We start from the raw sequence: 13,075 nt of genomic DNA on the forward strand, positions 1-13,075 counted from the left end.
GGTCGGGGTACGACCTCCGCCGCGGCCGGCCTCGGTCCTCAGTCCTGGTCGTCGACCCAGCTCATGAGCTTGCGCAGCTCCGCGCCCGTGGTCTCCAGCAGGTGGTCCTCGTCCGCCTTCTTGTACTCGTTGTACTTGGGCAGACCCGCGTTGTACTCCGCCATCCAGTTGTTGGCGAAGGTGCCGTCCTTGATCTCGGCGAGCACCCGGCGCATCTCGGCCTTGGTGTCCTCGGTGATGATGCGCGGGCCGGTGACGTAGTCGCCCCACTCGGCGGTCTCCGAGATGGACCAGCGCATCTTGCCCAGGCCGCCCTCGTACATCAGGTCCACGATGAGCTTCAGCTCGTGCAGGCACTCGAAGTAGGCGATCTCCGGCTGGTAGCCGGCCTCGACCAGCGTCTCGAAGCCGGCCTTGACCAGCGCGGAGGCGCCGCCGCACAGCACGGCCTGCTCGCCGAAGAGGTCGGTCTCGGCCTCCTCGGTGAAGGTGGTCTTGATGACGCCGGCGCGGGTGCCGCCGATGGCCTTGGCGTAGGAGAGGGCGAGCGCGAAGGCGCTGCCGGTGGCGTCGTTCTCGACGGCCGCGATGCAGGGAACGCCGCGGCCCTCCTCGTACTGACGGCGCACCAGGTGGCCGGGGCCCTTGGGGGCGACCATGCAGACGTCCACGCCGGCCGGGGGCTTGATGAAGCCGAAGCGGATGTTGAAGCCGTGGCCGAAGAACAGCGCGTCGCCGTCCTTCAGGTTGTCGCGCACGGACTCCTCGTAGACCTTGCCCTGGATCGGGTCCGGGACCAGGATCATGATGACGTCGGCCTCGGCGGCGGCCTCGGCGGGCGTGGTGACGCGCAGGCCCTGCTCCTCGGCCTTGGCGCGGGATTTCGAGCCCTCGTGCAGACCGACGCGCACGTCGACGCCCGAGTCGCGCAGGGACAGCGCGTGGGCGTGGCCCTGGCTGCCGTAGCCGAGGACCGCGACCTTGCGGCCCTGGATGATGGACAGGTCGGCGTCGTCGTCGTAGAACAGCTCGGCCACTTCGGTTGTCTCCTTGTTGTTACTGCTGCGGTGGTCGCGGCGTGCGTCCACCGTAGGTGGTGCGGTGGGTTGGGGTGGGTCGGGATCGCGCCGTGCGGGCCGGTTGCCCTAGGCGGATCGCTCCAGGGCGCGCAGCGAGCGGTCGGTGATGGACCGGGCTCCGCGTCCGATGGCGATGGTGCCGGACTGCACCAGTTCCTTGATGCCGAAGGGCTCCAGCATGCGCAGCATGGCTTCGAGTTTGTCACTGCTGCCGGTGGCCTCGATGGTGACGGCCTCCGGGGCGACGTCGACGGTCTTGGCGCGGAAGAGCTGGACGATCTCCACGATCTGGGACCTGGTGTCGTTGTCGGCCCGGACTTTCACCAGAACGAGTTCCCTGGTGACCGCCGACGCGGAGTCGAGTTCGACGATCTTCAGGACGTTGACGAGCTTGTTGAGCTGCTTGGTGACCTGTTCCAGCGGAAGGGCCTCGACGTTGACCACGATGGTGATCCGGGACACCTCGGGGTGTTCGGTGGTGCCGACGGCGAGGGAGTCGATGTTGAATCCGCGGCGGGAGAACAGGGCGGTGATGCGGGAGAGCACACCCGGCTTGTTCTCGACCAGGACGGAGAGCGTGTGCTTGGACATGGGTGGGGTTCGTTCCTTCGCCTGTGGGCCGGGGCCGCCGTCAGTCGTTCGCGTCGCCGAAGTCGGGGCGCACACCGCGGGCGGCCAGGACCTCGTCGTTGGAGGTTCCGGCGGGGACCATCGGCCAGACCATGGCGTCCTCGTGGACGATGAAGTCGACGACGACGGGGCGGTCGTTGATGGAGTTGGCCTTCTCGATGACCGCGTCCAGCTGCTCGGGGTTCTCGCAGCGCAGTCCGACGCAGCCCATGGCTTCGGCGAGTTTGACGAAGTCGGGAAGCCGGGTGCCCTGGCTGGTGGCCGTGGGGTCGGCGTCCGGGCCGTCACGCAGCACGGTGTTGGAATACCGCTGATTGTAGAAGAGGGTCTGCCACTGACGGACCATGCCCAGCGCGCCGTTGTTGATGACGGCGACCTTGATGGGGGCGCCGTTGAGGGCGGCGGTGGTCAGTTCCTGATTGGTCATCTGGAAGCAGCCGTCGCCGTCGATGGCCCACACGGTGGCGTCGGGGCGGCCCGCCTTGGCGCCGAGGGCCGCCGGGACGGCGTAGCCCATGGTGCCCGCGCCGCCGGAGTTGAGCCAGGTGCCGGGGCGGTCGAAGGTCAGGAAGTGGGCGGCCCACATCTGGTGCTGGCCGACGCCCGAGGTGTAGATGGTGTTCTCGGGGGCGAGGGTGCCGATGCGCTCGATGACCTGCTGCGGGGAGAGCGAGCCGTCCTGGGGGAGCTCGTAGCCCAGCGGGTAGGTCTCGCGCCAGCGGTTGAGCTGCTGCCACCACTCGCGGTAGCGGGCGGTGGCGGCCTCGCCGAGGTGACCGGCCTCCGTCTCGGCGCGCAGGACGGCGGCGAGGTCGGTCAGCACGTCCTTGGCGTCGCCGACGATCGGCACGTCGGCGGTGCGGATCTTGCCGATCTCGGCGGGGTCGATGTCGGCGTGGATGACCTTGGCGTGCGGGGCGAAGGTGTCGCTGCGGCCGGTGACGCGGTCGTCGAAGCGGGCGCCGAGCGCGATCAGCAGATCGGACTTCTGGAGGGCGGTGACGGCGGCGACGGAGCCGTGCATGCCGGGCATGCCCAGGTGCTGCGGGTGGCTGTCGGGGAAGACGCCCAGGGCCATCAGGGTGGTGGTGACGGGGGCGCCGGTGAGTTCGGCGAGGGCCAGCAGCTCGGGTGCGGCGCCGGCCTTCAGGACGCCGCCGCCGACGTACAGCACGGGGCGCTCGGCCTCGGCGATCAGCCGGGCGGCCTCGCGGATCTGCTTGGCGTGCGGCCGGGAGGCGGGGCGGTAGCCGGGCAGGTCGATGGCGGGCGGCCAGCTGAAGGTGGTGCGGGCCTGGAGGGCGTCCTTGGAGATGTCGACCAGGACGGGGCCGGGGCGGCCGGTGGCGGCGATGTGGAACGCCTCGGCGACGGTGCGCGGGATCTCGGCGGGGTCGGTGACCAGGAAGTTGTGCTTGGTGATGGGCGTGGTGATGCCGCAGATGTCGGCTTCCTGGAAGGCGTCCGTGCCGATGACGGAGCTGGCGACCTGGCCGGTGATGGCGACCAGCGGCACGGAGTCCATGTAGGCGTCGGCGATGGGGGTGACCAGGTTGGTGGCGCCGGGGCCGGAGGTGGCCATGCAGACGCCGACCCTGCCGGTGGCCTGGGCGTAGCCGGTGGCGGCGTGGCCCGCGCCCTGCTCGTGGCGGACCAGGATGTGGCGCACGGACGTGGAGTCCATCATGGGGTCGTAGGCGGGGAGGATCGAGCCGCCGGGGATGCCGAATACGGTGTCCGCGCCGACCGATTCGAGGGAACGGATGAGCGCCTGGGCGCCCGTGACGTGCTCGGCAACGGGGGCGGCGGGCTGCTGGGGGGTTCCGCCGCGGGGGGCCCGTGGCTGCGGCTTCGGAACCCCGGTGGCCTGTTCGGTCATCGACGTGTCTCTTCTCGAGATGGGTGGTGCGCTGTGCGGATCGGTGTCGGTGCAACAAAAAACCCCTCGTGCCGGATGGCATGCGAGGGGAGCGCGTCGCTGGTGGCCGCGGGTGGTGGTCCCGGGGTCAGCCGACGCGCCGACCAAGTACGAGAATTCGGGTCTGCATGGACCTGACCTTCCTCCTTGGCACCGCTCCATGTCAAGCGGGCGGAATGCACGTCTCACTATGTGGGCGTGACCGGGGACGGTGCCGGTCCCGCGGCGGTGGGGTCGCCGCGGCCGTGCAGACGGGGAGCCGGGACGGTGGTCAGCTCGGCGGCGGGCCCGGCGGCCGGGGCGCCGGGGACGGGCAGCCGGCCGCCCTCCAGCAGCCGGTGCAGCCGGGCCGGCTCCAGGGGCTCGCCGAACAGCGGGCCCTGGGCGTGGGTGCAGCCCAGAGCGCGCAGGGCGGCGGCCAGGTCGGGGTGGTCCACGCCGTCGGCCACGGTGGGGATGCCGAGGTCGCCGGTGAGCCGCAGCAGGGCACCGGTGACGGTGCGCAGCGCCGGTGATTCCAGGAGTCCGTCGGTCAGCTCCCGGTCGAGGCGGACGAAGTCGACGGGGAGCCGCAGGAGCGCGGCGGGCGGGGTGGCCGTGCCGCCGAAGCCGTCGACGGCGAGGCCGAGCCCGAGCCGGCCGAGATCGGACAGCCGGCGGCGCAGTTCGGGCGAGGCGAGGACGGGAGCGGCCTCGGGCAGTTCGAGGACGAGGGATTCGGGCGGCAGGTCGTGCTGGGCCAGCAGGGCCTCCACGGCGCCGGTGCCGAGCGGGCGGTCGGTCAGCCGTCCGGCCGGGAGGCGGACGGCGACCGGCAGGGTGTGGCCGGCGGCGCGGCGGCGGCCGGCCTCGGCGACGGCCTGCTCCAGCAGCCAGCGCGTGACGTCGGTGCCGCGCTCGGCTCCGTGCGGGTCGGCGGGCCGGGTCAGCGGCGGGCCGTACTCGCGGCGCCCGCGCAGATGCTCCAGCGGGGTGGGCAGCGGGGTGTGGGCGGAGCGCCAGCGGGCCTGGGCGCTCAGGGAGGTGATCCGGCCGTCGTCGAGGGCGACGACGGGCTGGTGGAGCAGGGTGAGCTCCCCGGTGTGCAGCGCGGCGCGCAGCCTGGCGGCCAGCTGGGTGCGGCGGACGGCCTCGGTGCGCAGGTGGGGGGTGTAGAACTCGACGCGGGCCTTGCCGGCCTGCTTGGCCCGGTACATGGCGAGGTCGGCGTCGCGCATCAGTGTGGCGGGGGAGCTGCCGGGCTCGGCGAAGGCGACACCGATGCTGGCGGCCACCCGGACCTCGCCCTCCCGCAGCTGGTAGGGGCGGGAGAGGGCGGTGCGCACCCGCTCGGCGATCTCCCGCATGCGCTGCTCGCGGGTGGCGGGGCCGGCTGCCGGGTCGCCGGTGATGAGGGCGGCGAACTCGTCCCCGCCGAGCCGGGCGGTGAGGTCGCCCTGCCGTACGGCGTCGCGCAGCCGGCGGGCCGCCCGGATGAGCAGTTCGTCCCCGGCCTGGTGGCCGATCGTGTCGTTGACGGCTTTGAAGCCGTCGAGGTCGATGAAGAGGACGGCGATCTCGCCGTTCGCCACCGGCCCCTGGGCGAGCGCGGTCTCGACCCGGTCGGTGAAGAGGGCCCGGTTGGGCAGGTCGGTGAGCGGGTCGTGCGAGGCGCTGTGCCGCAGCTGCTCCTGGAGGCGGACCCGGTCGGTGACGTCCCGGCTGTTGAAGATGAGGCCGGTGGGATGGCGGTTGACGGTGGATTCGATGTGCAGCCACCGTTCCTCCGGGCCGCCGTGCCGGATGCGGCACTCGATGCGGGTGGCGGGCTCGGCGTCCGGGGAGGCGGCCAGGAAGCGGCACAGCTCGTAGAGCACCCGGTCGGCGTCGTCGGGGTGGATGAGGCTGTGGAACGGCTTGCCGATCAGCCGGTCCGGGTCGCACCCGTAGACCCCGGCGGCGGCCGGGCTGACGTAGCGGAGCCTGCCGTCCGAGGCGGAGATCATGATCACATCGCTGGAGCCCTGGACCAGGGAGCGGAAGTGGTTCTCCTGGCGGGCGAGTTCCCGGGTGAGCTTGAGATTCTCCATGAGGGTGATGCCCTGCCGGGCGAGCAGGGCCACCACGACGGTGGTGGCGGTGAAGACCACCACCGGGTCGGGCTGTCCGCCGCCGGTGTTGTAGGTGAGCAGGATGCTCAGGAAGCAGACGGCGGCGGCGAGGTAGGGCATCAGGGAGGCGAAGGAGCCCAGCCGGTCGGGGGTTTCCTCGTCCCGCTCCCCCGCCGTCTCGTCGGCCGTGGGGTCGGCCTCGGGGTCGGTGTCACCGGAGGAGTGGCGCGCGGTGAGCGGGGCGAGGGCCTGCAGGGGGGTGAGCGGGACCTCCGCGGCCGACTCGGCGGGGGCCGCGTCGGCGGCGGTCCGGCTGCCGGGCCGGTCGTCCTCGCCGGGGCGGGCCGACACCCACGGCGCCAGCGCCAGCAGCAGCGATCCCGCGAACCAGCCGGCGTCCAGCAGCTGGCCCGAGCTGTAGTGCTCGCGGAGCATCGGCGAGCTGAACAGGGCGTCGCACAGCACCGTCACGGCGAGGGCGCCCACCGCCATGTTGATGGCGGAGCGGTGTTCGGGGCCGCGGCGGAAGTGCAGCACCAGCAGCATGGACACCAGGGCGATGTCCAGCAGCGGGTAGCCGAGCGCGAGGGCCATTCTGGCCACCGACTCGCCCTGGTCCTCGGCGGTGTGGACCAGCGCCACGCTCCAGGTGAGGGTCAGCAGCGAACCGGCGACCAGCCAGGCGTCGAGGCCGAAGCAGAACCAGCCGGTGCGGGTCAGCGGACGCTTGGCGAGCATCAGCAGCCCCACGATGGCCAGCGGCGCGAACAGCAGATAGCACAGATCGGCCACCGAGGTGCGGGGCACCGGCTCCTGGAGGATCACCTCGTACCAGCCCCAGATGGCGCTGCCGAGGCCGGTCATCGCGGAGGAGGCCCCCAGCAGCACCCAGGCCGGGCGCAGGGTGCCGGTGCGGGTGCGCGCGAACCACAGGCAGGAGGCGGTGGCGAGCCAGGCGGCGGCGGTCAGCCCGAAGTCGCCCATGACGGCGGCGACCTGGGGCGAGCCCCAGCCGAACGCGGCGCCCAGCACATACGCTCCGCACACCGTGGCCAGCGCCAGCTGGGGCACCGGCCCGCCGAGCAGCGCGGGGCGCGGCGGCGGGGCAGGCGCCGGCACGGCGCGGTCCCCGGTGCTCATCGGGCCGCCCGCCACACCGTGCCGCGGCCGTGCTGAAGTCGGCTTTTCGTCCATGGACCGTGCATCCGCCTGTCGCCCCCCTGCTCTGCTGAACTCTCCCCGGGACGGACGATACACCAGCTCCGTCACTCAGCGCCATAGACCTTCAACTAAGAGTGATAATGAGGGGGACCCTTTGTACACTCGGTAGCTTTCCCCTCTCACTGTGTGAGGGGTGAGGCTGGTGTGTCCTCCCCGGCCCCGGCCACCACGTACCGCATCGGTTCCCCGGCCGCGAACCGCCGCAACTGCTCCCGCACCAGCCGCTCGGCACGCGGCCGGAAGGCCGTCGACGGGCCGCCGACGTGCGGCGTGATCAGCACCCCCGGCGCCTGCCACAGGGGATGCCCGGCGGGCAGCGGCTCGGGGTCGGTGACATCGAGCGCGGCCCGCAGCCGGCCCGACTCCAGCTCCGCCAGCAGGGCGCCGGTGTCCACCACGGCGCCGCGCGAGACGTTCACCAGCAGGGCGCCGTCCGGCAGCGCGGCCAGGAACGCCGCGTCCGCCAGGCCCCGGGTGGTGTCCGTCAACGGGGTGGCGAGGAACACCACTTCGGCCCCGGGGAGCAGGCCGGGCAGCGCGGTGGCCGGATGCACGGGGCCGCGCGCGGTGTCGCGGGCCCGGCCCGCGACCCGTACCACCTCGGCCGGCTCGAACGGCAGCAGCCGGTCCTCGATCGCCGCCCCGATGCCGCCGTACCCCACGATCAGCACCCGCCGGTCGGCCAGCGAGGTGTGCACGCCGGTCCGCCAGCGACCGGCGTCCTGGTCCCGCACCGCCCCGGGGACGCCGCGCAGGGCCGCGAGGGCGAGGGTGAGGGCGAGTTCAGCGGTGGAGGTGTTGTGCAGCGGCCCGGCGTTGCACAGCACGGCACCGGCGGGCAGCCCCGGGACGGCGGGCAGCATGTGGTCGACCCCGGCGGTCAGGGTCTGCACCACGCGCAGCCGGGGCATGTGCGGCAGCGGGCGCACCGCGACATCGGGGCCCTTCATGTAGGGCACCGTGTAGAACACACAATCGGCGGGGTCCGCGGGGAATTCCTCCTCGCCGTTCCAGTACACGTAGCCGAGCGAGGCGGGCAGCGGGGCCAGTTCGGCGGGCGGCAGGGGCAGCCAGACATCTCCTGTGGTCATGGCCGCCAGGCTACGCGCGGCCCTTGGACGGCCCTTGCGGCGACGCTGTCGGGGCCGCCCGTTACGTTGGAAGGCGCGGGTGGCGGGGGACAGTGGGGAAGGAACGGTTCGGTGCGGTACAGGACAATCGGCACGGGGGCGGTCCGGGTAGCGGCCATCGGCCTGGGCTGCATGCCGATGAGCTGGGCGTATTCGGCCTCGCAGCGGGACAGGCAGGGTTCGCTGCGCACGGTGCGGGCCGCGCTGGACGCGGGCTGCACGGTGCTGGACACGGCCGACATGTACGGCCCCTACACCAATGAGCTGCTGCTGGGACGGGTGTTGAAGGAGCGCAGGGACGAGGTGTTCCTGGCCGCCAAGTGCGGGCTGCTGGCCGGCGACCGGCACATCGTCGCCAACGGCCGCCCGGCGTACATCAAACGGGCCTGCGACGCCTCGCTGCGGCGGCTGCGGACCGACGTCATCGACCTGTACCAGCTGCACCGCATCGACCCGGAGGTGCCCGTCGAGGAGACCTGGGGGGCGATGGCGGAGCTGGTGGCGGCGGGCAAGGTCCGGGCGCTCGGGCTGTGCGCGCTGGAGCCGCGCGGCCGGCGCGGCCGGGGCGGCGGCGGACCGGGCGGCGCGGTGACGGACCGGTACGCGCGGACGCTGCGGGTGCTGGGGCGCATCCAGCAGGTCTTCCCGGTCAACGCGGTGCAGGCGGAACTCTCGGTGTGGTCACCGGAGGCGCTGCGCGGGCTGCTGCCGTGGTGCGAGGCGCGCGGCATCGGGCTGCTGGCGGCGATGCCGCTGGGCAACGGGTTCCTCAGCGGCACGCTGACGCCGGGCAGCGGCTTCGAACCGGAGGATCTGCGGGCCAGGCACCCGCGCTTCACCGCCGAGATGATGGCGGCCAACCAGCCGCTGGTGGCCGGGCTGCGCCGGGTGGCGGCCCGCCACGACGGGGCGACGGCGGCACAGGTGGCACTGGCCTGGCTGCTGGCCCAGGGCCGCCACGTGGTCCCGATACCGGGCACCAAGCAGGAGCACTGGGCGCGGGAGAACGCGGCGGCGAGCGATTTGCGGCTGACGCCGCAGGATCTGGCGGAGATCGCGGCGCTGCCGCCCGCCCAGGGCTCGTGGGAGTGAGCGGCCGGGCGACGGTACGGACCCGGGCCGGCGGGAGTGAGCAAACGGGAAACGGTTGGCACCCGGGCCGGGCGTAGCGCCGTGCCGGACCCGGGACGCGCCGCGGGCCCTCAGCGACCGGCCCGGGCCGTCTCGCCCAGCAGGCCCAGCCGGTGGGCCAGGGCCGCCGCCTCGCCGCGGCCGGAGACTTCCAGCTTGGCCAGGATGTGCGAGACGTGGACGCTCGCCGTCTTCGGCGAGATGAACAGTTCCTCGGCGATCTGCCGGTTGCTGCGCCCGGCCGCCACCAGCGCCAGCACGTCGCGTTCGCGGGCGGTCAGCCCCCGGTCGTCCCGCGCGGCAGCCCGGGCCGGGGCGGCGGTCAGCGGCAGCCGGGCGCGCTGCGCCAGCTGTGCCACCTGCCGCTCCAGCGGGGCCGCGCCCAGCGCGCGGGCGGCCTCGTACGCCAGGAGCAGCAGCGTGCCCGCGCCCTTGCGGTCGCCCTCCGCCAGCAGGGCCTCCGCGCCGTGGGCGCGGGCCTGGGCCAGCAGGTACGGGCGCTCCAGCTCCGCCAGGGCGGCCGTGACCGCCGCCCAGTCCGCCGGGCGCGCGGTGCCCTCGGCGCGCCGCAGTTCGGCTTCGACCAGTTCCGCGTGCGCCCGCCAGAGGGGGTAGTCGCGGCGCAGGCCCGCCGCGTACCGGCGGATCAGCGCCAGTGCCTGTGCCCGTCCCGGTTCGGCCGCCGGTGCCGTCGCCGCGTCGCCCTCGGCCACCGCCGCCGCGTGCACCAGCGGCCAGGTGTACGCGCCCGCTCCGGGGGAGAGCCCGGCGGCGACCGCGTCGGCGAAGATCTGCCGGGCGTCCAGGATCCGGCCCCGGGCCGCCGCCAGTTGCAGCCGGCAGCGGGCGGCGGGATGGGCGTGCTGGACGGACTGGTCGTAGGCGTTGTACTGCTCGGTCATCACCGCGCTCTCGGCCTCGGCCTCGGCCTCCTCACCGCGAGCCAGCGCCAGCTGGGCGAGAAACTCCGCCGACAGCGCCCGGTTCACCGGCGAGGCGGCGGCGTCGGCGGCGGTGCGGCCCGCCGCCCGCGCCTCCTCCCAGCGCCCCAGGGAGTACAGCGAGTCCGCCCGGTTGCGCTGCAGCCACACCGCGGTCTGCCGCAGCCGCCAGCGGTCCGCCAGCTTCAGTGCCTCGTCCCCGACCTCCAGGGACGCGTGGGAGCGACCCACGGTCTCCAGGACCGACTGGAGGTTCACATGGCTGCGGGTGAAGACGTTGACGTGGTGTCCCTCCTGGACCCGCCGGGCGGCGGCGCGCATCAGGGCCAGCCCCTCCTCGGCGTCGCCGGTCTCGGCCATCAGCCCGCCCAGGCTCACCAGGGCGTGCAGTTCGGCTTCCTCGTTGCCCAGCGCCCTGGCCAGCTCCACGGCCTGTTCGGCGGTGCGCAGCCCTCTGGGTCCCGCGTCGAAGAGGACGGCCCAGGTCGCCGCCTCGGTGAGTACGTGCGCGTGGGTGGGCGACGGCGCGTGGCCGGCGAGCAGTTGCTGCGCCCGGTCCAGCTCGTCCCAGCCGGTGCCCCGGGCCAGGTGCCGCATCAGCTTGGCCTTCTGGGTCCAGAACCAGGCCGCGCGCAGCGGGTGGTCAAGCTCCTCGACGATCCGCAGGGCCCGCTTGATCACCGACAGCCCGCGTTCGGAGTCCCCGGTCAGCCGGGCGGCCACGGCGACCTCGGCCAGGATGTCCAGATGGCTGAGTGTCTCGTCCACGCAGTCGCACAGCGGGTACGACTCGACCTCCCGGGGCGGGCGCTGCGCGACCCTGACGGGCGGGGGAACGCTGTCCCACAGTTCGAGGACCCGCTCCAGCATCCGCAGCTGCTCGGCGTACGCGTGCCGGTTGCGTGCCTCGTCGGCCGCGCTGAGGGCGGCGGGCAGTGCCTTGACGGGGTCCTGCGCCTGGTACCAGAACCCGGCGAGCCGGGCGGGGCGTTCGTCGGCGCAGACCAGGGTGGGGTCGGCCTCCAGGGCCTCGGCGTAGCGGCGGGAGAGCCGGGAGCGCTCGCCTGGCAGCAGATCGTCGATGACGGCCTCCCTCACCAGCGCGTGCCGGAAGCGGTAGGTGTCGTCCTCGCCGGCGCGCAGCAGGTTGGCGCCGACGGCGGCCCGCAGGGCCTCGATCAGTTCGTCCTCGTCGAAGGGGACGACGGCGCGCAGCAGGGCGTGCTCGACGCGGGAGCCGCCCCTGGCGGCGATCCGGATCACGCGCTGGGCGGCTTCGGGGAGCGCTTCGACGCGGACCAGCAGCAGATCGCGGACCGAGTCGCTGAGCATGCCGGGGGCCTTGCCCTCGGTGAGGCAGCCGGCGAGTTCCTCGACGAAGAAGGCGTTGCCGTCCGAGCGCCGGTGGATCTGCTCGATGACGCGCTCGTCGGGCCGGCTGCCGTGGATGCCGGTCAGCTGGCGGCCGACCTCGGCCAGGCTGAAGCGTTCGAGTTCGATCCGCTCGACGGTGCGCAGCCGGTCCAGTTCGGCGAGGAACGGGCGCAGCGGGTGGCGGCGGTGGATGTCGTCCGAGCGGTACGTCATGACCAGCAGCACCCGGCCGGGTGGCAGGGAGCGGAGGAGGTAGCCGAGGAGTTCGCGGGTGGACCGGTCGGACCAGTGCAGGTCCTCGACGGCAAGGACGAGGGTGCGGCGCTGGGCGAGGGTCTCCAGCAGCCGGGCGGTGAGTTCGAAGAGCCGGCTGCGGGCCTCTCCGTTGCCGGCCGGGGAGGGCGGGGCGCCGGGGTCCCCGAGTTCGGGGAGCAGCAGGGCCAGTTCGCCGCCGAAGCCGGCGGCGGCCTCGCCCATCTCGTCGCCCAGGCTCCGGGAGAGGCTGCGCAGCAGGGTGGAGACGGGGGCGAACGGCAGCCCGTCGGCGCCCGCCTCCACGCAGGCGCCGACGGCGGTGAGCGCCCCGGCGTCCCGGGCCCGCTCCAGGGTCTCCTCCAGCAGCCGGGTCTTGCCGACGCCCGCCTCGCCGCCGATGAGCACCGCCTGCGGGGTGCCGTCGGTGGCGGCGTGGAGCGCCCGGTCGAGCGCCGCGCTCTCCTCGGTGCGCCCGACGAAGACCGGGCTGACCGTTCTGCTCTGCATGGAGGGCAGGATCGCACACACGTCCGACAGGGCGCCGGGGGTTTTGGCGGCGGGCGTCACGCGCGGACGCCGAACCAGCGGCGGAGCCGGGCGGGCGCCCGTACGTTCCGTTGCCGGCGTTGTTCCTCCGCTTCCCGCTCCGCCCGGTGCCGCCTCGCGGCCCGCTCCCGGGCGCCCCGGGCGGCTTCGCGGAGCAGCCGCTCACGGTGTGCCTCACGCCGCAGGGTGTCCATGCGTTCCCTGACGAGATCGATGTTCGGGTACATGGGTGGTGGCCTCCGCCGTCGGGTGTCCGGGATTTCCGGATGACTTCACCCTCCTCGGGCAGGCGGGCCCGGGGCATCGGGCAGCGTCCGCATTCCGCCCGGCGGCGGGGGCCTTAGCCGGGGCCGGGCGGTGCCCGGACGCGGATAAGGCCCCTCCGGGACCCCGGAGCGGAACCCGGGCACCACCCCATTCGTCCTCTCCGATGAGATGAGGATCGGTTCTCGACCCGGGAGGCGAGGATGCCCAATCCGTTCAGCCTGATGGAGGCGCTGTTCCGGCCCAGCGGCTACCACACCGAGGAGGAGAACTGGCGGCTGGAGTTCGACCGGGTCGACGAGGGCAGCAACGCCCCCGGCGGCACCGGGCCCATCGACCTCGACTCCGGCCGGGTCACCGTCAGCGTTCCGGGGCCGCCGTCGGCACCAGCCTGAGCCGGTGCGCCAGGGCCGCGGCCTCGCCGCGGCCCGTCACCGACAGCTTGGCCAGGATGTTCGAGACATGGACGCTGGCCGTCTTGGGCGAGATGAACAAC

At 73.5% G+C, this 13,075-nt stretch carries 10 protein-coding genes; 2 read left to right on the forward strand and 8 right to left on the reverse strand.

Annotation, left to right across the window (positions count from 1 at the left end):
- Positions 1-38: 38 nt before the first annotated feature.
- The 5 genes from ilvC to ACFV5N_RS15825 form a co-directional block, all read right to left on the reverse strand.
- Positions 39-1,037 (reverse strand): ketol-acid reductoisomerase, encoded by a 999-nt coding sequence (gene ilvC, locus ACFV5N_RS15805; RefSeq protein ID WP_385599410.1) that lies wholly within the window; start codon positions 1,035-1,037, stop codon positions 39-41.
- Positions 1,038-1,145: 108 nt separating this feature from the next.
- A complete protein-coding gene (gene ilvN / locus ACFV5N_RS15810; RefSeq protein WP_019434252.1) occupies positions 1,146-1,670 on the reverse strand; it encodes an acetolactate synthase small subunit in 525 nt (174 codons plus the stop codon).
- 40 nt (positions 1,671-1,710) lie between these two features.
- Entirely contained in the window at positions 1,711-3,588 is a 1,878-nt protein-coding gene (locus ACFV5N_RS15815) for an acetolactate synthase large subunit (protein WP_385599413.1), read from the reverse strand.
- A gap of 227 nt (positions 3,589-3,815) precedes the next feature.
- Positions 3,816-6,857, reverse strand: coding sequence for a putative bifunctional diguanylate cyclase/phosphodiesterase (locus ACFV5N_RS15820; protein ID WP_385599416.1), 3,042 nt, complete (start codon positions 6,855-6,857; stop codon positions 3,816-3,818).
- A gap of 200 nt (positions 6,858-7,057) precedes the next feature.
- Complete coding sequence (locus ACFV5N_RS15825) at positions 7,058-8,029, reverse strand: 2-hydroxyacid dehydrogenase (RefSeq protein WP_385599419.1); 972 nt, start codon at positions 8,027-8,029, stop codon at positions 7,058-7,060.
- A gap of 111 nt (positions 8,030-8,140) precedes the next feature.
- Between ACFV5N_RS15825 and ACFV5N_RS15830 the strand changes: the two genes are divergently transcribed.
- On the forward strand, positions 8,141-9,160 hold the full coding sequence (locus tag ACFV5N_RS15830) for an aldo/keto reductase (RefSeq protein WP_385599422.1): 1,020 nt from the start codon (positions 8,141-8,143) through the stop codon (positions 9,158-9,160).
- Between the two features lie 110 nt (positions 9,161-9,270).
- Here ACFV5N_RS15830 and ACFV5N_RS15835 read toward each other — a convergent pair whose 3' ends face one another.
- Both ACFV5N_RS15835 and ACFV5N_RS15840 read right to left on the reverse strand, forming a co-directional pair.
- Complete coding sequence (locus ACFV5N_RS15835) at positions 9,271-12,276, reverse strand: AAA family ATPase (RefSeq protein ID WP_385599425.1); 3,006 nt, start codon at positions 12,274-12,276, stop codon at positions 9,271-9,273.
- A 56-nt stretch (positions 12,277-12,332) separates the two neighbouring features.
- Positions 12,333-12,542, reverse strand: coding sequence for a hypothetical protein (locus ACFV5N_RS15840; protein ID WP_385599428.1), 210 nt, complete (start codon positions 12,540-12,542; stop codon positions 12,333-12,335).
- 240 nt (positions 12,543-12,782) lie between these two features.
- Here ACFV5N_RS15840 and ACFV5N_RS15845 point away from each other — a divergent pair, with 240 nt between their 5' ends.
- Positions 12,783-12,974: a DUF6191 domain-containing protein gene (locus ACFV5N_RS15845; protein ID WP_375060991.1), complete on the forward strand. Its 192-nt coding sequence runs from the start codon at positions 12,783-12,785 to the stop codon at positions 12,972-12,974.
- Here the strand turns inward: ACFV5N_RS15845 and ACFV5N_RS15850 are convergent.
- Positions 12,940-13,075 (reverse strand): LuxR C-terminal-related transcriptional regulator (locus ACFV5N_RS15850; protein ID WP_385599431.1); only part of this gene is annotated, 136 nt, incomplete at its 5' end. The two genes, ACFV5N_RS15845 and ACFV5N_RS15850, sit on opposite strands and share 35 nt — an antisense overlap.

The organism is Streptomyces sp. NPDC059853, from assembly GCF_042731495.1.
Classification (GTDB): domain Bacteria; phylum Actinomycetota; class Actinomycetes; order Streptomycetales; family Streptomycetaceae; genus Streptomyces.